The sequence below is a fragment of the Streptomyces laurentii genome (assembly GCF_040635425.1).
GTDB classification, from domain to species: domain Bacteria; phylum Actinomycetota; class Actinomycetes; order Streptomycetales; family Streptomycetaceae; genus Streptomyces; species Streptomyces laurentii.
This window is the reverse complement of record NZ_JBEYHT010000021.1, coordinates 27,001-51,187: the sequence shown is the minus strand read 5'-3', so window position 1 is coordinate 51,187 and position 24,187 is coordinate 27,001. Positions and strand designations below refer to the sequence as shown.

General features: G+C 73.2%; 22 protein-coding genes and 1 pseudogene. 14 read left to right on the top strand and 9 right to left on the bottom strand.

Annotation, left to right across the window (positions count from 1 at the left end; genetic code table 11):
* Positions 1–297 precede the first annotated feature (297 nt).
* From ABZ693_RS15915 to ABZ693_RS15905, 3 genes are all read left to right on the top strand, one after another.
* Positions 298–561 carry a GlsB/YeaQ/YmgE family stress response membrane protein gene (locus tag ABZ693_RS15915; RefSeq protein ID WP_359876827.1) on the top strand — a complete coding sequence of 88 codons (264 nt, stop codon included), beginning with the start codon at positions 298–300 and terminating at the stop codon, positions 559–561.
* Positions 562–1,052: 491 nt separating this feature from the next.
* Positions 1,053–2,540, top strand: coding sequence for an FG-GAP-like repeat-containing protein (locus ABZ693_RS15910; protein WP_359876824.1), 1,488 nt, complete (start codon positions 1,053–1,055; stop codon positions 2,538–2,540).
* Between the two features lie 393 nt (positions 2,541–2,933).
* Positions 2,934–4,808 (top strand): CASTOR/POLLUX-related putative ion channel, encoded by a 1,875-nt coding sequence (locus ABZ693_RS15905; protein WP_359876822.1) that lies wholly within the window; start codon positions 2,934–2,936, stop codon positions 4,806–4,808.
* 69 nt (positions 4,809–4,877) lie between these two features.
* On the opposite strand, the gene ABZ693_RS15900 is transcribed toward ABZ693_RS15905, so the two are convergent.
* Positions 4,878–5,636: a MerR family transcriptional regulator gene (locus ABZ693_RS15900; protein ID WP_359876821.1), complete on the bottom strand. Its 759-nt coding sequence runs from the start codon at positions 5,634–5,636 to the stop codon at positions 4,878–4,880.
* 303 nt (positions 5,637–5,939) lie between these two features.
* On the opposite strand from ABZ693_RS15900, the gene ABZ693_RS15895 reads away from it, so the two are divergent.
* From ABZ693_RS15895 to ABZ693_RS15885, 3 genes are all read left to right on the top strand, one after another.
* Entirely contained in the window at positions 5,940–6,452 is a 513-nt protein-coding gene (locus tag ABZ693_RS15895) for a GNAT family N-acetyltransferase (RefSeq protein WP_359876818.1), read from the top strand.
* A 153-nt stretch (positions 6,453–6,605) separates the two neighbouring features.
* Complete coding sequence (locus tag ABZ693_RS15890) at positions 6,606–7,025, top strand: hypothetical protein (RefSeq protein WP_359876815.1); 420 nt, start codon at positions 6,606–6,608, stop codon at positions 7,023–7,025.
* Between the two features lie 104 nt (positions 7,026–7,129).
* Positions 7,130–8,218, top strand: a complete 1,089-nt coding sequence (locus ABZ693_RS15885) for a MerR family transcriptional regulator (protein ID WP_435842434.1) — start codon at positions 7,130–7,132, stop codon at positions 8,216–8,218.
* Between the two features lie 92 nt (positions 8,219–8,310).
* Here the strand turns inward: ABZ693_RS15885 and ABZ693_RS15880 are convergent, their stop codons facing one another.
* The 3 genes from ABZ693_RS15880 to ABZ693_RS15870 form a co-directional block, all read right to left on the bottom strand.
* Entirely contained in the window at positions 8,311–9,096 is a 786-nt protein-coding gene (locus ABZ693_RS15880) for an FAD:protein FMN transferase (RefSeq protein ID WP_359876810.1), read from the bottom strand.
* Positions 9,089–9,499: an FMN-binding protein gene (locus ABZ693_RS15875; RefSeq protein ID WP_359876808.1), complete on the bottom strand. Its 411-nt coding sequence runs from the start codon at positions 9,497–9,499 to the stop codon at positions 9,089–9,091. The genes ABZ693_RS15880 and ABZ693_RS15875 overlap by 8 nt, the downstream gene beginning before the upstream one ends.
* Before the next feature lie 76 nt (positions 9,500–9,575).
* Complete coding sequence (locus ABZ693_RS15870; RefSeq protein ID WP_435842431.1) at positions 9,576–10,949, bottom strand: ferredoxin reductase family protein; 1,374 nt, start codon at positions 10,947–10,949, stop codon at positions 9,576–9,578.
* A gap of 239 nt (positions 10,950–11,188) precedes the next feature.
* Here ABZ693_RS15870 and ABZ693_RS15865 point away from each other — a divergent pair, with 239 nt between their 5' ends.
* The 3 genes from ABZ693_RS15865 (at position 11,189) to ABZ693_RS15855 (ending at position 13,919) form a co-directional block, all read left to right on the top strand.
* A complete protein-coding gene (locus ABZ693_RS15865; RefSeq protein WP_359876805.1) occupies positions 11,189–11,944 on the top strand; it encodes a response regulator transcription factor in 756 nt (251 codons plus the stop codon).
* Positions 11,941–13,533 carry a sensor histidine kinase gene (locus ABZ693_RS15860; protein ID WP_359876802.1) on the top strand — a complete coding sequence of 531 codons (1,593 nt, stop codon included), beginning with the start codon at positions 11,941–11,943 and terminating at the stop codon, positions 13,531–13,533. Before ABZ693_RS15865 ends, ABZ693_RS15860 begins: the two co-directional genes overlap by 4 nt.
* Before the next feature lie 89 nt (positions 13,534–13,622).
* A complete protein-coding gene (locus ABZ693_RS15855; RefSeq protein ID WP_359876958.1) occupies positions 13,623–13,919 on the top strand; it encodes an ArsR/SmtB family transcription factor in 297 nt (98 codons plus the stop codon).
* A 153-nt stretch (positions 13,920–14,072) separates the two neighbouring features.
* On the opposite strand, the gene ABZ693_RS15850 is transcribed toward ABZ693_RS15855, so the two are convergent.
* Both ABZ693_RS15850 and ABZ693_RS15845 read right to left on the bottom strand, forming a co-directional pair.
* Positions 14,073–15,587, bottom strand: a complete 1,515-nt coding sequence (locus ABZ693_RS15850; protein WP_435842430.1) for an LCP family protein — start codon at positions 15,585–15,587, stop codon at positions 14,073–14,075.
* A 114-nt stretch (positions 15,588–15,701) separates the two neighbouring features.
* A complete protein-coding gene (locus ABZ693_RS15845; protein WP_359876799.1) occupies positions 15,702–15,926 on the bottom strand; it encodes a DUF8847 domain-containing protein in 225 nt (74 codons plus the stop codon).
* A 263-nt stretch (positions 15,927–16,189) separates the two neighbouring features.
* Between ABZ693_RS15845 and ABZ693_RS15840 the strand changes: the two genes are divergently transcribed.
* The 5 genes and pseudogenes from ABZ693_RS15840 (at position 16,190) to qcrB (ending at position 20,788) form a co-directional block, all read left to right on the top strand.
* Positions 16,190–16,765, top strand: a complete 576-nt coding sequence (locus ABZ693_RS15840) for a TerD family protein (protein ID WP_359876797.1) — start codon at positions 16,190–16,192, stop codon at positions 16,763–16,765.
* A gap of 136 nt (positions 16,766–16,901) precedes the next feature.
* Positions 16,902–17,105: an antitoxin gene (locus tag ABZ693_RS15835; RefSeq protein WP_359876796.1), complete on the top strand. Its 204-nt coding sequence runs from the start codon at positions 16,902–16,904 to the stop codon at positions 17,103–17,105.
* Positions 17,106–17,177: 72 nt separating this feature from the next.
* Positions 17,178–18,519: pseudogene (locus tag ABZ693_RS15830) on the top strand (FAD-dependent oxidoreductase).
* 46 nt (positions 18,520–18,565) lie between these two features.
* Positions 18,566–18,883: a YqfO family protein gene (locus ABZ693_RS15825; protein WP_359876794.1), complete on the top strand. Its 318-nt coding sequence runs from the start codon at positions 18,566–18,568 to the stop codon at positions 18,881–18,883.
* Between the two features lie 201 nt (positions 18,884–19,084).
* Positions 19,085–20,788, top strand: coding sequence for a cytochrome bc1 complex cytochrome b subunit (gene qcrB / locus ABZ693_RS15820; RefSeq protein WP_359876792.1), 1,704 nt, complete (start codon positions 19,085–19,087; stop codon positions 20,786–20,788).
* Positions 20,789–20,806: 18 nt separating this feature from the next.
* Here the strand turns inward: qcrB and ABZ693_RS15815 are convergent, their stop codons facing one another.
* The 3 genes from ABZ693_RS15815 to ABZ693_RS15805 form a co-directional block, all read right to left on the bottom strand.
* A complete protein-coding gene (locus ABZ693_RS15815; protein ID WP_359876789.1) occupies positions 20,807–21,199 on the bottom strand; it encodes a cytochrome c oxidase subunit 4 in 393 nt (130 codons plus the stop codon).
* Entirely contained in the window at positions 21,196–22,932 is a 1,737-nt protein-coding gene (gene ctaD / locus ABZ693_RS15810; RefSeq protein ID WP_435842433.1) for an aa3-type cytochrome oxidase subunit I, read from the bottom strand. The genes ABZ693_RS15815 and ctaD overlap by 4 nt, the downstream gene beginning before the upstream one ends.
* A gap of 288 nt (positions 22,933–23,220) precedes the next feature.
* Positions 23,221–24,102 (bottom strand): glycosyltransferase family 2 protein, encoded by an 882-nt coding sequence (locus ABZ693_RS15805; protein ID WP_359876784.1) that lies wholly within the window; start codon positions 24,100–24,102, stop codon positions 23,221–23,223.
* Positions 24,103–24,187: the final 85 nt, after the last annotated feature.

Genomic DNA, 24,187 nt, shown 5'->3' with positions numbered 1-24,187 from the left:
ACCCGGCCGCCGTCACCAGAGGTCCGTCCGCTCCCTCGGCTGCCGCTCGGTCACCTGGACCGCCTCGGCGGGCGGCGGGGGCCTCGTCGGGGTGCCGCTCGGCCCGGCGCGCGACGTACGGACAGAGGGGGACGACGGGCACCCCCTCGGCGGCGGCCGGTTCCACTATGCCGTCGCGGTCACGGGCGCGCACGGCGGCGGCCGGACGGCCCTCGGGAGCGAGGAGGAGCAGGCCGGACGCCGGACCGCACCGGTGCTACGTTCTACGTGACTGTAGAAACAAGGGAAGGGGCGGGGATGGAGATCTCCGGAATCATCAGCGCGATCGTGATCGGCATCGTCATCGGAACGCTCGGGCGGCTGGTCCTGCCCGGCCGGCAGCGGATCGGCGTGCTGTGGACGATCGCCGTCGGCATCGTGGCCGCGTTCGTCGGGACCGCGATCGCCGCGTTTCTCGGCGTCGCCGACACCAAGGGCATCGACTGGATCGAGTGGATCATCCAGATCGCCCTCGCCGCGGTGGGTGTGACCGCGCTGGAACGCGCCAAGAGCCGCGGCTGACACGCCGGGACGTCCACGTACGCGCACGCGGATGGGTGCGCGCCGCGCAAGGGGATCCCCCATGCCGAAGCCGCGTCCTGGCACCTGCCGGGGCGCGGCTTCGTCGTGCCCGGTGGAGGCGCGGGGGCCGCGAACGGGGTGATCTTCCGGCCATGCGGGAGCTCGTGAGGCGACACGGGCGACGCCGGCGGCGGACAGACGCGCGCGCGGCACAGGGGCGACACGACGCGCCCGGAATCACCCGATGGATCAGGAGAGTCGGCGCGGGGCGCCGCGACGCGCCTATGCCTCCCGTGGCACCCGTCCGGCTGCGGCGCGTGGTCGTGCGCCGGTCGACAGGGCACGGTGGTGCCGGAGTTGTCCCTGGTGACGAGACCGGACCTGCCGTGTCACACTCCGTCGCGCTCCTCCCGTAGTCGCCCATACGCTCGACCGAAGAGAGAAGTACGTTGCCCCACACAGGAATCCGCTCCCGGCGGACCCGCGGCCCCGTGACCGCCGGCATCGTTCTGGCGGTCGCCGCCGGTCTGCTCACCGCGGCCCCGGCCGCGCAGGCGGTCTCCGGCACGCCCGCCGCCGCGGGTGACCACGCCTTCACCGCCCGCCTGAACATCGGCGAGGGCGACACCACGCGCGGCTGCTCCGCCGCGCTGGTGCACCAGCAGTGGTTGCTGACCGCCACCAGCTGTTTCGCCTCCACCCCGGGAGGCCAGGTCACGGCGGGCAAGCCCGCGCTGAAGTCCCAGGCGACCCTGGGCGACCGGACGATCGACATCGTCGAAGTGGTCCCGCGCGACGACCGGGACGTGGCCATGGTCCGGCTCGCCGAGCCCGTCACCACGGTCACGCCGGTGGGCCTGGCCGCCGGCGCTCCCTCGGCGGGCGAGAGCCTGCTCGGGGCCGGGTTCGGGCGGACGAAGACCGAGTGGGTCCCGGACCGGATGCACACCGGCGAGTTCCAGGTGGACTCCTCGACCGGCACCACGGTGGCACTGACCGGCCGGGACGGGGTCTCCGTCTGCAAGGGCGACACCGGCGGCCCGGCCCTGCGCCGCACGGCCGGCGGGGTCGAGCTGGCCGCCGTCCACAGCCGTTCCTGGCAGGGCGGGTGCTTCGGCGAGACGGAGACCCGGAACGGCGCCGTGGACGCCCGGGTCGACGGCCTGGCGGACTGGGTGAAGGACGTCCGCAACCGCGACCGGACGTACTTTGCCGACGTCGACGGCGACGGCAAGGCCGACCTGGTCATGCTCCGTACGAACGGCGACATCGCGGTCTACCACAACCAGGGCGACACCTTCGCGCCGGGCCGGGTCGTGTCCGGAGGCTGGGGTCTCTTCCTGACCTGGAAGGACCTGGGCCGGCTGTACTTCGCCGACGTCAACGGCGACCGCAAGGCCGACATGCTCGTCCACACCAAGGACGGCAACATCGCCGTCCGCGTCAACCGCGGCACCTACTGGGACCAGGGCACCCACTGGTCCGGCGGCTGGGGCCGGTTCATCGACGGAAGCGACCTGGGGCGGCTGTACTTCGCCGACGTCAACGGCGACGGCAAGGCCGACATGCTCGTCCACACCAAGGACGGCAACATCGAGGTCCGCACCAACCAGGGCACGTACTGGGACCAGGGCACCCACTGGTCCGGCGGCTGGGGCCTCTTCCTGACCTGGAAGGACCTGGGCCGGCTGTACTTCGCCGACGTCAACGGCGACCGCAAGGCCGACATGCTCGTCCACACGAACGACGGCAACATCGCCGTCCGCACCAACCAGGGCACGTACTGGGACCAGGGCACCCACTGGTCCGGCGGCTGGGGCCGGTTCCTCGACGGAAGCGACCTGGGTGTCCTCGACTTCGACGATGGCAGCGGGGACGGCAAGGCCGACATGCTCGTCCACACCAAGGACGGCAAGATCGAGGTCCGCACCAACCAGGGCACGTACTGGGATCAGGGCAAGTTCATGATCACTCTCTGACGCCCCGGCCGTCGCCGACACCGTCGGCTCGATCAGGCCGCGAGCGGCGAGCACAGGCGCTCGGCCGGGGATGCCCCGGCCGGGCGCTTTCGCGTGGGGGGGGCCGCCGGGTTCTCAGGGCTGACCGCTCCGATTCCTTGGGCCCGCGCCGCACCGGACCGCTCCTTTCGAGGCGCCACCGCTCCACCAGACCGCTTCCACCACCTCGCCTCAATCGCCGCCGTTTCGGGGGGATTCGCCCACCACATGCGAGCAATCGCCGTGATCAGGACCCTGGTTCACTGGCGAGCACTCCTGTGCGAAATGAAAGAATGATCACCACATCGGGGCCGGGTGACGAGGACGGCCCCCGTCGCGCGGGGCGCGGCAACCGACAGGCACGGGGAGGCATCGGTGGCACGCGGAAAACTGCGGACCCGGTTCCGGTACTGGTTCGACGGCACCATGGACCGTGGCACACCCGCCCTGATCAGCTGGCTGGCGCTGGCCTCGCTCGTGCTCATCACGCTCGCCTCCACCCTGGTGGTCCTGTTCACGGACACCGACGCCGAGGACAACGGCGGCTGGTACGGCGTCGCGTGGATGAGCCTGCTGCGCACGCTCGACCCCGGCACCATGGGAGGGGACACCGGCGGACCGCTGTTCCTCGGCCTCATGCTGGCCGTGACCATCGGCGGCATCTTCATCGTCAGCGCGCTCATCGGTGTCCTGACGACCGGGCTCAACGAGCGGCTGCAGGAACTCCGCAAGGGACGCTCGCGGTTGATCGAGGCCGGGCACACGGTCGTCCTCGGCTGGTCGGACCAGGTCTTCACGGTGATCGCCGAACTCGTCGAGGCCAACCAGAGCGAACGGCGCTCGTGCGTGGTGATCCTCGCGGACCGCGACAAGGTCTCGATGGAGGACGCGATCCGGGCGCGGATACCCGACACGGGCAAGACCCGGGTGATCTGCCGGTCCGGCAACCCGCTGATACGCCACGACCTGGAGCTGGTCAGCCCGGACACCGCGAAGTCCGTCATGGTGCTGCCCTCCGTGGGCAGCGACCGCGACGTCGAGGTCATCAAGGTGCTCCTGCTCCTGAACAGCCGCGCCTGGCAGGGGACTCGGCCGCACATCGTGGCCGCCGTGCACGACTCGGAGAACCTCGCGGCGGCCCGGCTCGCCGCGGGCGACGGCGCGCTGGTCATCGACGCCGAGGACATCGCCGTACGCCTCATCGCGCAGGCGCACCGGCAGACCGGTCTCTCCGGGGTCTTCAACGAACTCCTCAGCTTCATCGGCAACGAGTTCTACCTCCGCGAGGAGCCGCGCCTGATGGGCACGACGTACGGGGAGGCGCTGCACGCCTACGAGGTCGGGATGGCGGCCGGGCTGCGGCGCGGCGACGGCGAGGTCCTGCTCAACCCGGCCATGGACACCGAGATACGCTCCGGCGACCAGCTGCTCGTCCTCGCGGAGGACGACCTGCTGATCCGCCCGGCCACCCGGCGCCCCACGATCGTCGAGGAGGCGATCACCTCGGCGCCCGCGCAGCCGCCTTCCCTCGACCACACGCTGCTCATCGGGGAGAACTCCCGGACGACGAAGCTCGTGACGCTGCTCGACAGCTTCGTCCAGCCCGGTTCCACCCTCGACATCGCGGCCCCGAACCGGCCGGAGGCCGCCCTCCGACGGCCGGTGCGGAACCTGACGGTGGGCTACAAGTCCTGTGTGCCGACCCGGCGTTCGTCGCTGGAGTCCCTGGACCTGAACGACTACCGGCACATCGTGGTCCTGTCGGACGACTCCGTCGCGCCCGGCTCGGCCGACGACCGGACCCTCGTGACCCTGCTCCACCTGCGCGACATCGAGGACGGCCTGGGCGACCCGTACTCGATCGTCACCGAGATGAACGACGACGCCAACCGCGAGGTCGCCCAGGTCACCAAGGCCGACGACTTCATCGTCAGCACCAAGGTGATCAGCCTGATGCTCACCCAACTGACCGAGAACCACGCCCTGTACGACGTGTTCGCCGATCTCTTCGACCCCGAGGGGTCCGAGATCTACCTCAAGCCGGCATGCAACTACGTGGTCCTCGGCACGGAGGCCAACTTCTCCACGGTCGCCGAGGCGGCCCGGCGGACCGGCGAGACCGCCCTCGGCTACCGCCTGGCCCGCCACAGCGAGGACCCGCCGCGCTACGGCGTCTACCTCAACCCGCCGAAGAACGCCCCGCTCGTCCTCGGCCCGGAGGACGCCGTGATCGTCCTCGCCGAGCAGTAGGAGCGGAGAGGCCCCGCGTGCTCCGGCGCCCTCGCGGGGCGTCCCCCGCGAGGGCGCCGGAGCCGCCGCTCAGCTCAGCCGGGCGGTGACGTACGCGTCGATCGCGTCGCGCTGGTACGCGGCCAGGCCCGGGGCGATCGCCTCGTAGGCGGCCCGCCACGTGCCGTTGTCCACGCAGGCGCGACCGATGGCGCGGTACTCCTCGGCGGAGACGGCCCGCATCCCGGTCAGCGCCCGGTACTGGGCGTCGATCTCGGCCAGGACCGGCTCGGCGCCGGCCGGGTGGCCCGCGGCCATGAGTTCGGCCAGCCGGATCATCTGCGCGGTGCGCGCCCGGTGCGCGGCGTCGGCGTCCGCCTGGCTCATCCCGGCGGCGCGGCGCCCGAGTTCCTCGGCGAGGCCGGGGAACTCACGCATGTTCTCCTCGTACTGGGCGGGCTGGACTCCCTCGAAGAGGTTCTCCGGTCGGTTGATGGTCATGGGTCGTCCTTCCTTTCTTGACTGCTCCAGGGTGGCGATCGTGCGGGAGACGGTGCCGACGAGCACGTCGAGCCGGTCCCGCTCCGCGAGCAGCCGCTCGTGGTGGCGGCGCAGCGCCTCCACCTCGTCGACCCGCTCGGACAGGATCCGGTCGATCTCCGGCAGCCCGACGCCCAGCGACCGCAGTACGAGGATCTGCTGCAACCGCAGGATCTGCGGCTCCTCGTAGTAGCGGAGACCGCCGGCGCCGATACGGGACGGCGTCATCAGTCCGATCTCGTCGTAGTGACGCAGGGTCCGGGCGGTGACACCCGACATCCGGGCCACCTCCGAGATGGGCCATTCCATCGCCGCTCCTCTCCCCCACCGTGTCGCCCGGCCGGTCTTTCCGGCCCTGGTCATGACGCTAAAAGCTGCCGCAGCGGCAGCTGCAACCCCCCACGCGGCGGAGGGCACCTCCCCGTGGTGCCTGACCGCCGGCCGACCACCGCCTGGCCACCGGCCCGCGCCGACAGCCGGGGCGCCCCGGCGCGCGATGGCCGACGAACGACTGGAGCGCCCGCGCGCGTCACGGGACCCTGGAACGCTCGACCGTCGGCGCGTGTCGCGCCCGTGACACCCGCCGGCCGACCACCTCTGCAAAGGAGTCTCATGGCGGACGTATCCCTTCGCCCCGCAGGCCCGGCCGACCGTCCCGTCGTGGAACGGCTGTGGCTGATGTTCCGCCACGACATGTCGGAGTTCGACGGCCGGTTACCCCGCGCCGACGGAACCTTCCGCGACGACCGGCTCCCCATGGCCTTCTCGGACCCCGACTGGGCGCCGTACCTCTTGACGGACGGCACCGGCAGCCCCACCGGATTCGCGTTCGTCCGCGGTCTGGCCGCTCCGACGCGCGTGCTGAACAGCTTCTTCGTGGTGCGCGGGGCGCGGCGGACCGGGGTCGGGCTGCGCGCCGTCCAGGAGATCGTGGCCAGGCACCCGGGCGCGTGGGAGATCGCGTTCCAGGACGCCAACGCGGCCGCGGTGCGTTTCTGGCGGCGCGCCGCCACGCGGATCGCCGGTGGCGCGTGGACGGAGGAACGCCGGCCCGTGCCGGGCCGGCCGGACGTGGCCCCCGACGTCTGGATCTCGTTCCGCACCCCCGCGGAGGTCCACGGCTGACGAGCGGGACCGGGACGCCGCCGGATCCACGCGGCGGCACCGTCCTCGCGTAGGGGACCCATCGGGATCAGGCACCGAATCCAGCGTGGCATGATCCTCTCCAGCCGGTCGCAGGGCGCGCCGGCGCAAGGACACAGGGAAGGGGCGGAGCCCGTGGACGAGGACGCGTGGCTGGACCTCCATGGCCTGCACCCGGCCGGCGCGGACCTCGACGAGGTCCGCCGGCTGCTCCGGGAGCACATCCGGCGGGAGCGGCGGTCCCAAGGGGACGGCGACACCGCGCTGATGAAGCTGTGCTGCGTCCAGCTGTTCCACGCCGGCGCGCTCGACGACGTCCCGCTCGTCTGGGACGCCAAGACCGCGAGCTTCGACGCCGACTGCTCGATCGACGTCCAGTTGCTCTGCGGAGGCGGGCTCGACCGCACCAAGCGGTACTTGCTGTCCCGGCGTACGACGGACGGCGCGGCCGACGCCGCGCTGCGCCGCCTCCTCGCCTGCGAACAAGCGGCGGACTTCGAGGACTTCACCGTCGAGCGACGGTCCGCCTGGTACACGGCCTACTACGGCTCGTGACGCCCGCGCATGCCCCCGGCGGCACCGACCGGGCGGCGCTTGACCCTCACGTGGCGTCAGGCGCCAAGGTCGGGGACGTGGCAGAGCACCTGACCGTGGGGCGCGTGGCCGGGCTGGCCGGCGTCAGCGTCCGCACGCTGCATCACTACGACGAGATCGGCCTCGTCCAGCCGTCCGCGCGGACCGCGGCCGGCTACCGGGCCTACGCGGCGGGCGACGTGGAGCGCCTGCGAGAGGTGCTCGCCTACCGGCGGCTGGGCTTCGGACTGCGCGAGATCGCGGATCTGGTCGACGACCCGGCCACCGACGCGGTCGCGCACCTGCACCGGCTGCGCGGTCTGCTGCTGGAGCAGCGCGACCGCGCGACCGCCATGGTGGCGGCCATCGACACCGAACTGGAGGCACGGGCCATGGGCATCAGAACGACGTCGGAGGATCAACTGAAGGTGTTCGGCGCGCGGTTGTACGAGTCCATCGGGTCCGCGTATCCGGCGACACGGCGCACCGAGCCGCGCATCGCCGCGCGGGTATGGGAGGCGCTCGGGGACGCGCGGACGGTCCTCAACGTCGGGGCCGGCACCGGCTCGTACGAGCCCCCGGACCGCGACGTGACCGCCGTCGAACCGTCGGCCGTCATGCGGGCGCAGCGTCCCGCGGACGCGGCGCCGTGCGTGGCCGCCGGTGCGGAGAGCCTGCCGTTCGAAGACGGGTCCTTCGACGCCGCGATGGCCTTCAGCACCGTCCACCACTGGCACGACCCGATCGCCGGGCTGCGCGAGATGCGGCGCGTGGCCCGCCGTGTGGTGGTGTTCACGCACGACTCCAGCGACGTCGGCTGGCGGAACCGCTTCTGGCTGAGCCGCGACTACCTGCCCGAGGTCTCGGGCCTCGTCGCGGGCCGTCCCTCGATCGACCAGCTGGCCCGCGCGATCGGGGCCCGCATCGAGCCGGTGCTCATCCCCTGGGACTGCGCCGACGGCTTCTTCGAGGCCTACTGGCGGCGGCCCGAGGCGTATCTGGAGGAGCACGTCCGGCGCGCGGTGTCGGTGTGGACCAGGGTCGGGCCGGAGGCCGAGCGGCGGGCGGTGGACCGGCTGCGCGAGGACCTCGACTCCGGCCGGTGGGCCGAGCGCAACCGCGACCTCGTCGATCTCGGCGCGGCCGAACTCGGCCTGCGGCTGCTCGTGGCCTGACGCGTCGTGGGCTGAAGCCTCGTGGGCTGACGCGCCGTATGCCGACGGGGTGGTACGGGCGCGGGCGGCAGCCCGTACCGCCCGCGCGCGCCCTACCCGGCCGGAGCAAACGGGAAGTCCGCCGACGCGCGCGCCTCGCCGTCCGCCGTGACGGTCAGCAGCGCGTACCCCGGCTGGGCGCCGATCCACTGGTGGGCCTCCCGGGCCCCCAGCACCAGGGCCGCCGTCGCGAACACGTCGGCCCACAGCAGTTCCGGCCCGGTCACGGTCGCCGCGAGGAGGCCGGTGGCCGGGGCCCCGGTGCGCGGGTCGACGACATGCGCGCCGCGTTCCGCCGTCCCCGAGGTGGCGACCGCGTGGTCCCGCCCCGCCACCACCGCGAGCAGCCGGCCCGGCCTGCGGGGGTCGGCGATCCCGGTGCGCCAGTCGCCCTCGGGGCCGGGCGCGCCACCGACCCGTACGTCCCCGCCGGCGTTGACGCACGCGTCGGTGGCGCCGGCCTCGCGCAGCACCCGCCAGGCCCGTTCGGCGGCCCAGCCCTTCACCAGGCCGCAGGGATCGACGGCGCCGCCCGCCCAGGCGTCGAAGGCGCCCCGGGTACGGCTGTGCGCGTGCTCGCACAGCTCCAGGACCCGCCGCACCTCGGGCGGGGCGTCCGCCCGGCCCCGTTCGCCGCGCCGCATCCGGCTGATCTCGCTGTCCGGCAGGAACGGGGAGAACACCCGGTCGGCCTCGTGCAGCAGCGCCACGGCACGGTCCAGGGCGGCCCGCAGCGCGGGCGTCGGCCGGTGGCGCAGCGTGAACGACACCATGGTGCCCATCACCGGTTCGGCGTGCCGCCACGGCACCGGGCCGCCGGTCGCGGGGTCGTCAGCCATGGGCCTGGTCCAGCGCGCTCTGCAGGGACCGTATGTAGCCCTCGCTGGTGTACGTGGCTCCCGACACCGTGTCGATCCGCGCGCTCTGCGCGGCCAGCGCCTCGCTGGTGAGCACCGGCACCGCGTACCCGGCGGTCTCCCGGTCGCGCGCGTTCTCCGAGGGGGTCCGGACCGCCGTGGCCCGGGTGAGCCGCCCGCCCTCGATCGTGATCCGGACCTGGACCGGCCCGTAGCGGGTGTCCACGGTGTCCCCGGTGTACGTGCCGGAGGCCGGGGCGCCGGCTCCGGCCCCACCCGCCCCGGACCCGAGGGCGGGTGGCACGGCCTGCTGGTGCGGCTTCAGGGCGAGCAGCGTGCACACTCCGGCCGCGGTCACGGCGACGGAGAGCAGCGTACGGCGCATCGGGGGCCTCCTCGGGGGGCGGTCGGCGGGAACGGCGCGGGGCACGGACGGCGGCAGGGGACGCGGCCAGACAGGGTCAGAAGGCGAAGGACTCGTGGTGGATCCGGCGCGCGGGCACTCCCGCCGCGCGCAGCGCCGCCTCGGCCGCCGCCGTCCAGCCCGGCGGGCCGCACAGGTAGCAGGCCCGCCGCGCGAGGTCCGGCACCAGGTCGTGCAGGGTGCGGGCGTCCAGCGGCAGCCGGTAGCCGTCGGGCCGGCTCACCGAGTAGTACGCGCGGGCGCCGCGCCGCGCCGCGACGGCGTCGATCTCGTACCGCAGCACCAGTTCCTCCGGCCGCCGGGCCCAGTGGATCAGCACCGGATCGCCCGGGAGCGTCTCGAACAGCACCCGCAGCGGCGTGATGCCCACCCCGGCCGCCAGCAGCAGCGCGGGCCGGCCCGCCGCGCGGTCGGCGGTGAGGGCACCGTACGGCCCCTCGGCCCACACCCGGGTGCCGAGGCGCAGCGCGGCGACCGCGGCGCTGTGGCCGCCCACCGCCTTGACGGTGATCCGCAGGCTCCGCCCGTCGGGGACGGCGGACACCGAGTACGGCGACGCGGTCCACCACAGCCCCGGGGCCAGGAACCGCCAGCGGAGGAACTGCCCGGGGCGGACGGCGAGTTCGGCCAGCCGCTCGCCGGTGACCAGCACGGACACCACGCCCGGGGCCTCCGTCCGGACCTCCGCGACCCGCAGCCGGTGCCGCCGGTACAGGCGCAGCGGGGCGAGGAGCCGGAACCACACGATCAGCGCGGCGGCCCCCAGGTACAGCGCGTACCACGCGGCCTGCACCCCCGGCCGGTCGAGATCCGCGCCGTTCGCGATCTGGTGCAGGAAGGCGAGGAAGACCGCGGCATACGTGAGCAGGTGCAGGTGGTACCACGTCTCGTGGCTCAGCCGGCGCCGCGCCGCGCGCGCCGAGACCACCGCCGTGAGGAGCAGGAGCAGCAGCCCGGCGGTCGCCGCGAGCATGTCCGGGTAGTGCAGCACCACCCGGGTGGTCTCGGTGAACGGATCCGTGCGGACGGTCAGCGCGTAGCCCTCGATGATCAACACCACATGGGCGAGCGTCAGCACGATCGTCGTGCGGCCCGCGGCGGCGTGCCAGCGGGCCAGCCGGTCGCTGCCCACCGTGCGGTCGAGCAGCGGCACCCGTGCCATGAGGATCACCAGGACCGCGCAGGCGTACCCCGCGAGCAGTCCGGTGATCCGGCCCGCTCCGGTGAACCAGCCGACCGGTCCCACGACGGAGGGGGTGTCCGCCCACCACAGCACGAGCACCGCCGCCACCCCGGCCCAGATCAGCGTCTGGAACGCGACCGTGACGGCGGGCGCCGGGTCGCTTCGGCGGCCGGTGCGATGCCGGCCGGGCGCGTGCCCGGTCCAGGCGGCTTCGGTACGCACGTCCATTCCCTCGCGGTCCCTCCGGTACGGCCCCGGCGGGCGCCGGGAACTCCCCCACTGTCGGACGCGGACCTCTGAGGATCTTCTGAAGCGGCCCCGGCGCCGAGGTGCGGACAGGCGGGACAGGCAGCAGGACAGGCAGGACACACGGGGCGCGCGGAAACACCGCGCGCGTCGATTCAGAGGAAACTCAGAGGCATCGTGCGACTCACCCGCCCCACGCCGTCCGGCATGCTGGAAGGACCATGAACCCGTCGATACACACCGAGGTCCCGCTCCGCCCCGACGGCGCCCGGCCCCGTGCGCTGGTCGTCGACGACGAACCGGACCTCGCCGAAGTCCTGGCCGCCGCCCTGCGGGCCGAGGGCTGGGACGTACGCACCGCCGGGACGGCCGCCGACGCCGTCGCGGCGGCCGAGGGCTTCGGGCCCGACGCGGTGGTCCTCGACTGGATGCTGCCCGACCACGACGGCCCGTACGTGCTGACCCGGCTGCGGGCGGCCCGGCCGGGGGTGTGCGTGCTCTTCCTGACCGCGCGGGACGCCGTCGAGGACCGGATCGCCGGGATCACCGCGGGCGCCGACGACTACGTCACCAAGCCGTTCAGCCTCGAAGAGGTGCTGGCCCGGCTGCGGGGGCTGCTGCGCCGTGCCGGGATCGCGGCGGGCGCCGACGCCGGCGCGGTCCCGAGCGGCAGGCCGCTGCTGACCGCCGGCGACCTCGTGATGGACGAGGAGGGCCACGAGGTCACCCGGGGCGGCGTGCCCGTCGAGCTGACCCGCACCGAGTTCGAGCTGCTCCGCTACCTCCTGCGCAACCAGCGCCGTGTGCTGTCCAGGCGGCAGATCCTCGAACACGTCTGGCGGTACGACTTCGGGGGCCGCGCCCATGTCGTCGAGCTGTACGTCAGCTATCTCCGCAAGAAGATCGACGCGGGCCGCTCGCCGCTGATCCACACCGTGCGCGGGGTCGGCTACGTGCTGCGGCCCGAACGGCGATGACCCCCCGCGACGGGCGTACCCGGCTCCGCCCCCGGCTGTGGCGCTCACCGCGTACCCGGCTCCGTCCCCGGCTGCCGCGCTCGCTCCGCGCCCGGCTCACCGCGGGCCTCGTCGTCCTGCTCGCGCTGGCCTGCGGCGTGGTCGGCCTGGTCACCGTGATCGCGCTGCGCAGCTTCCTGGTCGGCCGGCTCGACCAGCAGATCGCGGCGGGCGGCGGCCGCTTCGCGGTCAGCCTCGAACACGAGCGCCGGCCCGACGCCGACAACCTCGGCGACACCCGGGGCCAGGCCGACGGGACCTTCGGCGCCCGGGTTCTGGGCGACCGGGTCGAACGCGCCGCCGTCGTCCGGGGGGCCGGCTACGTCACGGTGCCGCTGACCGCCGCCGAAGCGCGGGCGCTCACCGCCCAGCCTCCGGACGCCAAGCCCCGGACCCTGCACCTCGACCGTCTCGGCGCGTACCGGGTGGCCGCCTGGAACGGCGACGACGGCGACGTGCTGCTGTCGGGACTGCCGCTGCGGCCCGTCGAGGAGACGGTGGACCGGCTCGTGGCCGTGGAGACCGTCGTGTTCGGGCTCGTCCTCACGGCGGCCGGGGTGACGGCCGCCGCGTGGACCCGTCTCTCGCTGCGCCCCCTGGAACGCCTCGCGGCGACCGCCGACGAGGTGACCCGGCTGCCGCTCGCCACCGGGCAGGTCGCCATGCCGCCGCCGCTGCCCGGCACCCGGCCGGAGACCGAGGCGGGCCGGCTGACCGGCGCGTTCAACCGGATGCTCGGCCATGTCGGCGACGCCCTGGACAGCCGCCACGTGGTCGAGGAACGGCTGCGGACCTTCGCCGCCGACGCCGGACACGAACTGCGTACCCCCGTGGCCACCGTGCGGGCGCGCGCCGAACTCGTCCTGCGCGCCCACGGCGACACCCTGCCCGACGACGTCCGGCACGCGCTGGAACGCATCGACGCCGAGTCGCGCCGGATGAGCCTGCTGGTGGACGAATTGCTGCTGCTCGCCCGGCTGGACGCGGGCCGCGGGCTGCGCCGGGACGAAGTGGACCTGACCCGGGTGGTCCTCGACACCGTGGCGGACGCGACGGCCCGGCACCCCGGACACCGCTGGGAACTGGAACTCCCCGAGGAACCTGTACAGGTCACCGGCGACGAGGACCGCCTCCACCAGGTGCTCGCCAACCTCCTCGCGAACGCCGGGCGGCACACCCCGGACGGCACCCGGGTCACCGTCGCCCTCTCCACCGGCGCGGCGCTGTCCGAGGACGCCAAGGACACCGACGCCGACACCGGCACCGGGGGCGGCACCGAGGCCGGGGGTGTCACCCTCACCGTCACCGACGACGGCCCGGGCATCCCGGCCGAGCTGCTGCCCGGCGTCTTCCGCCGGTTCACCCGCGGCGACTCCGCGCGCTCGCGTGCCGGTGGCTCGACCGGACTCGGCCTCGCCATCGTGGACGCCGTCACCCGCGCCCACGGCGGCCGGGCCACGGTCACCAGCCGCCCCGGCCGCACCCGCTTCACCCTCTGGCTGCCCCCGCCCGGCGCCGCCGCCCCCATCCCCCCACGGGGTACCCCCTAGACTGAGGGCTTTCGGTCAGGGCATGGGAGGGGTGAGCTGTGGTGGCGGCAGACGCGGGCGGCTTCGCTGATCCTCCCGCCGAGGTACTGATGGAGGCCGCCGCCGCGTTCGGACTCCTCTCGTCGCCCGCGCGGCTGCACATCGTGTGGGCGCTGGCGCAGGGCGAGAGCGATGTGACCGGGCTCGCGGAGCGGGTCGGCGGCGCGCTGCCCGCGGTCAGCCAGCACCTCACCAAGCTGAAACTGGCGGGGCTGGTGCGCTCCCGGCGCGAGGGCCGGCGGCAGGTCTATTACGTGGACGATCCCGATGTGGTGACGGTGGTCCGGGTGATGGTGGGCCAGCTCAGTGCCCGCACGCTCGTGCGGCATCGTGGCACCGGTGCCTGAGGCAACCGCTCCCGACCCCCCGGTCCCCGGCTCCGGCAGCCGCCCCGCCCCGGACCACCCGGACACACCGGACTGCCGTGTGGCGACGACCGCGACCGTACCGCGCCGTCCCGCGCCGGACGGACCGGCGACGCGCGGAGCGGCGCGGCCGAGTCAGCCGTACGAGAGGTCGGCGCAGGGGTCGTCGGCGGCGGAGCGGGTGTCCTCGGGCGGCACCGTCGCGGTCGGCGCGCCCGTGGGGCTCACGGGGGCGTCGGGGTCGTCCGCGTAGGACCGGCCGAGGGTGATGGTGATGCCGGCGGTCTCGGCGGGGCGCAGTTCGGCGCTCGCGAAGCGCCGGGCGACCGCCTTGGCCTCGGCCTCGCGGCCGGGACCGTACTCGATGACCGTAAGGGGGTGGTCCTGGTCCACGGCGGTGGCCGTCCGGGTGACGGTGTAGCCGGCGGACCGGAGCATCTCGGAGGCGTGGGCGGCGAGTCCGGTGGTCCGGGTGCCGTTGAGGACGGCGACGGCGATGCCGCGGCCGGACGGCAACTCGGGGGCGCCGGAGGAGGGCGCCGACGGACGGCCGTCGTCGCCGCCGGGGTGCTTGCTTCCGGTGGTGCCGGCGAGGGGACGGTCGGACCTGAGCGCGGCCCAGAGCGCGTCGGCCTCGGGCCGGACGATCGCGACGCGCGCGCCTTGGTAGCGCCACGGCAGCGTGACGAACGTGGTGTCGCGCAGGTCGATGTCCTTCATCGACATCGCGAAGTCGATGAGCTTGTCCGCCGAGCCGAGTCCGGGGTCGACGGTGAGCGAGGCGGTCGCCGCGTTCGCGAGCGGCAGCAGCCTGGCCGGGGTCAGGCCCTCGCTTCTGACCTTCTTCAACAGGCTGGCGACGAAGGCCTGTTGGCGCTTGATGCGGCCGATGTCGGAGCCGTCGCCGACGCCGTGCCGCAGCCGGACGTAGTCCAGGGCCTGCTTGCCGGAAACGGTCTGCTCCCCCTTGGGGAACACCAGCTCGCCGGGTGTCGTGCGGTGGGGGTCGAGGTCCTTCTGGTACACGTCGGTGGGCAGGCACACCCGCACGCCGCCGACGACCTCGGTCAGGGCGGCGAAGCCCTTGAAGTCGACGACGACGGTGTGGTCGACCCGCAGGCCGGTGAGCTTCTCGACGGTGTTCTGCGTACAGGCGGGGTTGCCGGTGGCGGTCTGCCCCACGGTGAACGCCGAGTTGAACATGACGTCGGTCTGCGGCGGCGTCCACGTGCCGTCGGGAAGCCGGCACGACGGGATGCCCACGAGGGTGTCGCGGGGGAAGGACACGGCCACGGCGTGCCGTTGGTCCGCGTACACGTGCAGCAGGAACGTGGTGTCGGAGCGGCCGATGTCGCCCTTCTTGCCGCCGCCCAGTTCGTCGTTCCCGTCGGTCCGCGCGTCCGAGCCGATGACCAGGACGTTCTGCCCCTGAGAGGTGGCGGCGGGCCGGTTGCCGGAAAGCCCGTCGGCGCCGAACGTGGCGATGTCGCCGCTGACTTCGAGATAGATCCAGCCCATGCCCGACACGGCGAGCACCAGCAGGGCCGTGGCCGTCGCGAGCAGTCGGCCGCCGCGGCGCCGGCCGGGCCCGTGCGACCGGACCCCGGCGGCGCCCCGGCGCCCCTGCGGTGGGTGATGCTTGCCAGTCATCGGTACGCCTTCACTCGTCCGGCCGATACAGAAGGGGACGAGCGGTTCGTCCGTGCGGTTTCCCCATGGCGGGTGTTGGCAAGGTTAGGCCACATGGGGGTGCATGCGTCCGGGTCACGGACTCGCCGGGTCGTATCCGTAGCGCGGCGGGCCGTCCGGCGCGCCCTGGTCCAACCGGTAGACGTGCAGGGCCTCGACGCGTACCCCGGCGGCTTCCGGACCCGCCCCCTCGACCGCGCACGGATACGTCACCTGCAGGACCCGCGGCCGGCCGGTCACCGTCACGCGCAGACCGTCCGCGGGACCGCCGACGAGCAGCGCGCTCTCCCGTACCGTCATGTGTTCCCCCTCCAAGGCTACTTCACGGTTTGCGCAACCATTGAACTAAGGAACGGGCCGGTCGCGCCAGCCCCCGTGACCTCGACGGACGCTCGTCGAGGCCGCGCGGGGCGCCTCGTGAACCGATGCGGCAGGCCGCCGATGCGCGGTCGGCGAAGCTCACACTTCAGGGGTTGCGCAAACCGGGGAACCGTGACGGTAACCTCTGCGTTGCACCAGGTGACAGGCCGAATGCGGCGCGACGCGACAACGGAGGAAGAACAGTGGGCGTAACCCTGGCCAAGGGCGGCAACGTATCCCTCAGCAAGGAGGCCCCCGGCCTGACCGCCGTCCTGGTGGGTCTGGGCTGGGACGTGCGGACGACGACCGGAGCGGACTACGACCTGGACGCGTCGGCCCTGCTGTGCGACGCCTCCGGCAAGGTCCTGTCGGACGGTCACTTCGTCTTCTACAACAACCTGACCAGCCCGGACGGCTCCGTCGAGCACACCGGCGACAACCTCACGGGCGAGGGCGACGGCGACGACGAGTCGGTCAAGGTGAATCTCGCCGCCGTCTCCCCCGACATCGCCAAGATCGTCTTCCCGGTGTCGATCCACGACGCCGAGAACCGGGGCCAGAGCTTCGGTCAGGTCCGCAACGCGTACATCCGCGTCGTGAACCAGACGGACGGCCGCGAGATAGCCCGTTACGACCTGTCGGAGGACGCCTCGACCGAGACGGCGATGGTCTTCGGCGAGCTCTACCGGCACGGCACGGAGTGGAAGTTCCGTGCCGTCGGCCAGGGTTACGCCTCCGGACTGCGCGGCATCGCCCTCGACTTCGGCGTCAACGTCTGACGTCCGGCACCCCTGACGCCGCACGTCGGAGGTCCGGCGTGCGGCGTCCTCTCCATGTCGGCCACCCGGCCGGCGTCCTGCGCACCATCCGCCCGGCCGACCCCGGGCATCGCACCACCGGAAGGAACGTGTCCCCGTGTTCGACAACCTGAAGGGCCTGAAGGACAAGGCACTCGAGTTCGCCGCCGACCACGGGGAGCTCGTGGCGCAAGGGCTGGAGAAGGCCGCCGACGTCGTCGACAGCAAGACGGACGGCAAGTACAGCGACCGCATCGACACCGGCGTGGAGAAGGCGAAGGGGTTCCTCGACGGCCTCGGCGACCAGCGCTCCTCGCACTGATTTCCGGTCGGTGACAGCCGGATGATCACCACACGCTAGGCTGCCTCCGCAACACGACGCGAGAGGGAGCTCATGGCGCGAGTTGCGGTGATCGGCGGGGGAATCAGCGGCCTTGGAACAGCCCTGCTGCTCGGACGGCGGGGCCACACGGTCACCTTGTTCGAGCAGGACACGCGGCAGGCCGCGGAGGATCCGGACCGCGACTTCTTCGACTGGAAGCGGCCCCGGGTCCCGCAGGCCGTCCAGCCCCACTCGCTCCTCGCCCCGGTGCGCACCGTGCTGCTCGCCGAGGCCCCCGACGTGTACGCCGACCTGCTGGCACGCGGAGCCCGCGAGTACCACGACTTCGACTGGTTCGACGCGCACCCGCCGCATCGTGCTGGAGGCCGCGCTGACCGCGGCCGTACGGCGCGAGCCGGGCGTCGAGGTGCGGCGGGGCCGCCGGGCGGACGCCCTCGACGTCGCCCCCGCTTCCGGCGAGGGCCGCGTGCCCCGGGTCACCGGCGTACGCCTGGGCGCGGAGACCCACGCGGCGGACCTGGTCGTCGACGCCTCCGGGCGCCGCTCCCCCGTTCCCGGCTGGCTGGTCGCGGCCGGCTGCCGCCCGCCCGTCGTCGAGAGCCACCGCACCGGGATCGCGTATCTGTGCCGCTGGTACCGGCTGCGCGGCGACGGCCCGCGCGAGCCGGAACGGGTCAAGACCGGCTCGTCCGCGGCGTTCGCGCTCGCCGGCGTCTTCCCGTCCGACAACGGCGTCTTCGCGGTGAACGTGGTGCTCGCCACGGGCGATCCGTCCCGCGGCGCGCTCACCGACCCCGCCGTCTTCGAAGCCGCCGCCCGCCGCTTCCCGGCCTCCGCCGCCTGGCTCGACCTGGACCCCGAGCCCTGCTCGGACGTCCTCGCGATGGCCGGTCTGGACAACCGCTGGACCGCTCTCGCCGACGACGCCGGCCCGATCGTCACCGGCCTGGTCAACGCCGGGGACAGCCTCATCCACACCAACCCGACCTTCGGCCACGGTGTGGCGCTCGGCCTGATCGCCGCCCAGCGGCTGGCCGCCCACGCCGACGGGATCGCCGCGGACCCCGCCGGGTACCACGCCTGGACGGCCGAGGCCCTCCGCCCGTGGTTCGACGCGCAGGTGACGTCCGACAGGAACAACGGCCGGCGTCTCGCCGACAGCGCGCCACTCTCCGACCGGCGGGCCGCCGCCCTGGCCTCGTGCGCGTTCGACGATCCGGTCGTCATGCGGGCCCGTGCCCAGGCCCGCCACCTCGTGCTCCCGGCCGAGGACGCCTACGGCACCGACGAGGTGGAGCGTCACCTCACCGCCTGGCTGGCCGCCCGCCCGGACTTCGAGCCCCGCTACGACGGCCCGACCCGGGATCAGTGGGACGCGCTGCTGCCCGCCTGAGCGACGGCCCGACGTCTCTCCCCGTCCGGCCGCTAAGGTCTCGCTCATGACGCGTCTGAAGATCGAGATATCCGTCCCCGAAAGCCATGTGGAGGCCGTGGTCGACGCCCTGCACACGGCCGGCGCGGGGCGGGTCGGCACCTACGCGCGGTGTTCCAGCGGGTGGCGGGTGACCGGCAGTTGGCAGCCGCTGCCCGGCGCGCGGCCGTACGACGGGAAGGTGGGCGTCGTCCAGTACGGCGAGGAGCGCCGCGTCGAGTCGTTCTGCGACACGGAACAGGCGCGCGCCGTCCTGGAGGCCGTCCGCGCGGCCCATCCGTACGAGGAGCCGGTGATCCACTTCCTGCCGCTGTACGAGCCGTAGGGCCTCCTCCGTCCGCTCCGTACGCTCCGGTCGCGCGGGTGGCGCTCGTGGCGCTCGTGCGGGTTTTTCCCTCGCGCGGCCCAATGCCCGGCGCGTCCGGTCCGCTGGAGGAGGCCCGGACGGCAGGGTCGGCAGGGTGGCCGCCGCGGGGCGGCGCGGCAGGCGGAGGACGCCTGGAGCGGCGGATCGTCAGGAGGCGGCATGTCCCTTCGCAGGCACCGGACCCGCGGGAACGACCGTGCCAAGGAGGCCGCCGTCCGCGCGTACGCCGCCGCCGACGGCCGGCTGCCGCTCAGCGAGATCGCCCGCGTCGCGCTGCGCAAGGCGTTCCCCGACCACTGGTCGTTCCTGCTCGGCGAACTCGCCCTGTACGCGTTCCTCGTGCTGCTGCTGACCGGCGTGTACCTCACGCTGTTCTTCGACCCGAGCATGGTGGAGACCGTCTACGCCGGCCCGTACCGGCCCCTCCAGGGGCAGCCGATGACCCAGGCGTACACGACGACCCTGCGGCTGAGCTTCGAGGTGCGCGGCGGGCTGCTGATCCGTCAGGTGCACCACTGGGCGGCGCTGGTGTTCGTCGCCGCGATCGCCGTGCACATGCTGCGGGTCTTCTTCACCGGCGCGTTCCGCAAGCCGCGGGAGGCGAACTGGGTACTGGGCGTGACGCTGTTCATCCTCGCGATGCTGGAGGGGTTCGCGGGCTACTCGCTGCCGGACGACCTGCTCTCGGGGACGGGTCTGCGCACCGCCGCCACCATCGTCGGGTCGATCCCGGTGGTCGGCACGTATCTGGAGATGCTGCTGTTCGGCGGCCAGTTCCCGGGGCAGGTCGTCATCCCGCGCCTGTACGTGCTGCACGTGCTGCTCGCCCCGGCGCTGCTCGTCGCCGTCGTCACCGCGCACGTCCTGCTGGTCTTCTACCTCAAGCACACCCACTGGGCGCTGCCCGGCCGCACCAACCGCAACGCGGTCGGGCACCCGATGGTCCCGCACTTCGCGGTGAAGTCCACGGGCCTGTTCCTGCTGGTGTTCGCGGTGTTCACGGGCATGGCGGCGGTGGCCCAGATCAACCCGGTCTGGCGCTACGGGCCGTTCCGGCCGGACCAGGTGTCGGCCGGTTCGCAGCCCGACTGGTACGTGGGGTTCCTGGAGGGCGCGCTGCGGCTGATGCCGCCGTGGACCACCGTGGTCGCGGGGCACACGATCATGTGGAACGTGTTCGTGCCCGCGCTGCTGCTGCCGGGGCTGCTGTTCACGGGGCTGCTCTTCTATCCGTTCATCGAGAAGTGGGCGACCGGCGACCGCGCCGAGCACCATCTGTGCGACCGGCCGCGCAACCGCCCGGTGCGCACCGGGCTCGGGGTGGCGGGCATCGTCTTCTACGCGGTGCTGCTGCTGGCCGGCGGCAACGACCTGCTCGCCCTCGTCTTCGACGCCTCGATCCAGGCGGTGACGTGGGTGCTCCGGGTGTCCCTGGTGCTCGCGCCGCTGCTGGCCTTCGCCGTGACCCGACGGCTGTGTCTCGCCCTGCAGGCGGCGGACCGCCGGCGGCTGGCCGAGGGCGAGGAGACGCGGGAGGTGCGGCAGGCGGTGCACGGCGAGTTGTCCGGGCGGCACCGCGCCGTGCCGCCGGACGTCCGCTACCGGCTGCTGATGCGGGAGACGCAGAAGCCGGTGACGCTGCCCGAGGAGGGTCCGGCGGACCGCCGGCTGCGGGTGCGGGCCGCGCTGAGCCGGTTCCTGCTCACCGACCGGGTCGAGCTGCCGGCCCGGGCGTCGGAGCGGGCCGCGGTGGCGGAGCGGACGGCGCCGCCGCGCTGGGACGAGGACGGGGACCCGGGTACGGGTTCCGGTGCGGGCCCGGGGCAGGGCGGGGGCGACCGCGGCTCCGTACGCACCGACTGAGCGGCCGCGCCGGGCCGGTCACGCCTCGTCGTCGGTGGCGTACTGGAAGACGAGACCGCCGACGCCCGCCGCGAACAGGCCGAGGCCGATCAGGGCCAGCCACAGGCCGAAGACCAGGCCCAGGGCGAGAACGGCCCCGCCCAGGGCGATGAGCACCGGCCAGCCGCTGCCGGGCGAGAAGAGGGCCAGCGGGCCGGAGCGTTCCTTGACCTCGCCGTCGGGGCGGTCCTCGGGGCGCAGGCCGATCGCGCGGTGGGTGCGGGCGGAGAAGAAGCTGACGAGGGACGCCATGAGGAAGGCGACGGTCAGGGCGGCGGTGCCGGCGGGCTCGCGGGACCACACCGCGTACAGCACGTCCACGACCAGGAAGAAACCGGCCGTGCCGGCGAACACCAGCGCCTCGGTCCTCATGACGTCTCCTCTCGCACCGCGGGGGCGCCGGGGGGCGGGCCTGGCGGATGGCGCAGGTCGTAGGCGGGCGAGTCGGACCGTACGCGGGGCAGGGCGAGGAAGTTGTGCCGGGGCGGCGGGCAGGAGGTGGCCCATTCCAGCGACCGGCCGTAGCCCCAGGGGTCGTCGCCGGCCGCCTCGGCGCCGTGGGTCCGGGTGCGCCAGACGTTGTAGAGGAACGGCAGGGTCGACAGGCCGAGCAGGAAGGCGCCGGCGGAGGAGACGGTGTTGAGCGTGGTGAAGCCGTCGGTCGGCAGGTAGTCGGCGTAGCGGCGGGGCATGCCCTTCTCGCCGAGCCAGTGCTGGACCAGGAACGTCGCCTGGAATCCGGCGAAGAGCGTCCAGAAGTGGACGCGGCCCAGGCGTTCGTCGAGCAGGCGGCCCGTCCACTTGGGCCACCAGAAGTAGAAGCCCGCGAACATGGCGAAGACGACGGTGCCGAAGAGGACGTAGTGCAGGTGCGCCACGATGAACGCGGAGTCGGTGAGCTGGAAGTCGAGCGGGGGCGAGGCGATGAGCACGCCGCTGAGGCCGCCGAGCAGGAAGGTGACGAGGAAGCCGATCGAGAACAGCATCGGCGTCTCGAAGGAGAGGCTGCCGTTCCACATGGTGCCGATCCAGTTGAAGAACTTCACTCCGGTCGGTACGGCGATCAGGAACGACATGATCGAGAAGAACGGCAGCAGGACGGCACCGGTCACGAACATGTGGTGGGCCCACACGACGGCGGACAGCATGGTGATGCCGATGGTGGCCCCCACCATGCCGAGATAGCCGAACAGGGGCTTGCGGCTGAAGACCGGGATGATCTCCGAGATGATCCCGAAGAACGGCAGCGCGACGATGTAGACCTCGGGATGACCGAAGAACCAGAAGAGGTGCTGCCACAGCAGCGCGCCGCCGACGGCCGAGTCGTAGACGTGGGCGCCGAGTCTGCGTTCGGCCACGAGGGCGAGCAGGGCCGCGGTGAAGACGGGGAAGGCGAGCAGGGCGAGGACCGAGGTCAGGAGCACGTTCCAGGTGAAGATCGGCATCCGGAACATGGTCATTCCGGGGGCGCGCAGGCACATGACCGTGGTGATGAAGTTGACGGCGGTCAGGGTGGTGCCGACGCCGGCCAGGACCAGGCCCAGGGCCCACAGGTCGCCGCCCGCGCCCGGCGAGAAGACGGCGTTGTTGAGCGGCGCGTAGGCGAACCAGCCGAAGGAGGCGGCGCCGCCGGGCAGCAGGAAGCCGGAGACCACCAGCAGCCCGCCGAACAGGAAGAGCCAGTAGCTGAGGGCGTTGAGACGCGGGAAGGCGACGTCCGGGGCGCCGATCTGGAGCGGCATGACGGCGTTGGCGAAGCCCGCGAACATGGGGGTGGCGAAGAGCAGCATCATCACCGTGCCGTGGACGGTGAAGAGCTGGTTGTACTGCTCGGCGCTGACCAGCTGGAGTCCGGGGCGGGCGAGTTCGCCGCGCATCACCATCGCCAGCAGGCCGGCGAAGAGGAAGAACGCGAACGCGGTGACCATGTAGAGGTAGCCCACCACTTTGTGGTCGGTGGTGGTGAGGATCCGCAGGAGCCGGCCCCCCGAGCGCGTCCGCCGCTCGGTGGCCGTCCCGGGCCGGGCCGCCGCCTCCGGGTCCGTGTCGGCTTCGGGGGGCCCTGTCGTCGCTGGGGCTTGCGCAGCCGTGTTGTCCCGCCACATGTCGTCGTGCACCCCGGTGTGTGTCGCTGTGAAGGCCGTACGGCGATCCTTCCGCCGTGGCCGTCGGCAGCTCCGGCACCGGGCGGCGACGCGCCCGTTAATTCACCGGTTCACCGTCTTGGCCCTGTCGTGGGGGAACGCGGGCGGGAATCGGAGCGTATGAATCGGGCCGGGTGGGGCACGCGCTCCGTTGGGTGTGCGCACCCCACAAGCCGCCGTCCGGTATCCCCCCCTCCGGGCGGCGGCGCGACAGCCCGGAGGCATCCGGGACGGGGCTCGGTCCGCGGGTCAGAGGATCGGCGGGCGACCCAGCCGGGTCATCCGCCACACCGTGCGCCAGCGCATGGCCCGGCGGGGGCCACAGGGCTTCCGCACGCCTTCGGCGAATCCGCCCCACCACGCCGTGAGGCCGCCCAGCGACCGCATGCGCGCCATGGCGAGCAGGATCCACACGCCCAGGTAGACGGGGACCAGCGGGACGGGAAGACGGCGCCGGGCCAGCCAGACACGGTTGCGGGCCGTGTTGCGGTAGTAGACCGCGTGCCGGGCCGGGGACGTCCGCGGGTGCTGGAGGACGAGCCCGGGCTCGTACAGGATCGTCCAGCCCGCGTCGAGCGCGCGCCAGGCCAGGTCGGACTCCTCGTGGGTGAAGAAGAACTCCGCGGGCCACAGTCCGGTCTCCCGGAGCATCGGCAGGGAGAAGGCGTGTCCGCCGCCGAGGAACGCGGTCACCGGGCCGCCGCGCATCGGGTCGTCGGCGCGCAGCCGGGGCACCCAGCGCCGCTCGGTGTGCCCGTGCTCGTCGGCGACCCGGAAGCCGACGATGCCGAGCCGCGGGTCGGCCGCGAACAGCTTCCGGACCGTGCGGAAGACGTCCGTGTGGATGAGCAGACCGTCGTCGTCGAGTTCCACGACGACGTCGACGTCCCCGGAGTCGCGCAGCATCGCGAGACCGACGTTGCGCCCGCCCGGGCAGCCCAGGTTCTCGGGCAGCGGCACCTTGGTCACGCCGGGTGCCACGTCCACGTCGGTGAGCGGGGTCGCGTTGCCGACCAGCACCACCCGGGCCGCCGGCACGTCCTGCCGCTCCACCGAGGCGAGCAGCGCCGCCAGCTCCTTCGGGCGGTTTCCCATCGTCACGATGACGACTCCGATACGCGGGGATGACATGGCGCGGAACTCCAGGGGTCGGCGGCGAGGACGCCGATGCTAACCGGAGCCGCGCCGCCCTTTTTCCCCGCGCCCCGGCCCGGGG

Coding starts and splice junctions, on each gene's coding strand:
- ABZ693_RS15860 (WP_359876802.1), top strand. CDS start 11,941: ATGACCCCCCGCGACGGGCGTACCCGGCTCCGCCCCCGGCTGTGGCGC.
- ABZ693_RS15845 (WP_359876799.1), bottom strand. CDS start 15,926: ATGACGGTACGGGAGAGCGCGCTGCTCGTCGGCGGTCCCGCGGACGGT.
- ABZ693_RS15915 (WP_359876827.1), top strand. CDS start 298: ATGGAGATCTCCGGAATCATCAGCGCGATCGTGATCGGCATCGTCATC.
- ABZ693_RS15805 (WP_359876784.1), bottom strand. CDS start 24,102: ATGTCATCCCCGCGTATCGGAGTCGTCATCGTGACGATGGGAAACCGC.
- ABZ693_RS15865 (WP_359876805.1), top strand. CDS start 11,189: ATGAACCCGTCGATACACACCGAGGTCCCGCTCCGCCCCGACGGCGCC.
- ABZ693_RS15895 (WP_359876818.1), top strand. CDS start 5,940: ATGGCGGACGTATCCCTTCGCCCCGCAGGCCCGGCCGACCGTCCCGTC.
- ABZ693_RS15850 (WP_435842430.1), bottom strand. CDS start 15,587: ATGACTGGCAAGCATCACCCACCGCAGGGGCGCCGGGGCGCCGCCGGG.
- ABZ693_RS15815 (WP_359876789.1), bottom strand. CDS start 21,199: ATGAGGACCGAGGCGCTGGTGTTCGCCGGCACGGCCGGTTTCTTCCTG.
- ABZ693_RS15855 (WP_359876958.1), top strand. CDS start 13,623: ATGGAGGCCGCCGCCGCGTTCGGACTCCTCTCGTCGCCCGCGCGGCTG.
- ABZ693_RS15875 (WP_359876808.1), bottom strand. CDS start 9,499: ATGCGCCGTACGCTGCTCTCCGTCGCCGTGACCGCGGCCGGAGTGTGC.
- ABZ693_RS15880 (WP_359876810.1), bottom strand. CDS start 9,096: ATGGCTGACGACCCCGCGACCGGCGGCCCGGTGCCGTGGCGGCACGCC.
- ABZ693_RS15900 (WP_359876821.1), bottom strand. CDS start 5,636: ATGGAATGGCCCATCTCGGAGGTGGCCCGGATGTCGGGTGTCACCGCC.
- ABZ693_RS15870 (WP_435842431.1), bottom strand. CDS start 10,949: ATGGACGTGCGTACCGAAGCCGCCTGGACCGGGCACGCGCCCGGCCGG.
- ctaD (WP_435842433.1), bottom strand. CDS start 22,932: ATGTGGCGGGACAACACGGCTGCGCAAGCCCCAGCGACGACAGGGCCC.
- qcrB (WP_359876792.1), top strand. CDS start 19,085: ATGTCCCTTCGCAGGCACCGGACCCGCGGGAACGACCGTGCCAAGGAG.
- ABZ693_RS15825 (WP_359876794.1), top strand. CDS start 18,566: ATGACGCGTCTGAAGATCGAGATATCCGTCCCCGAAAGCCATGTGGAG.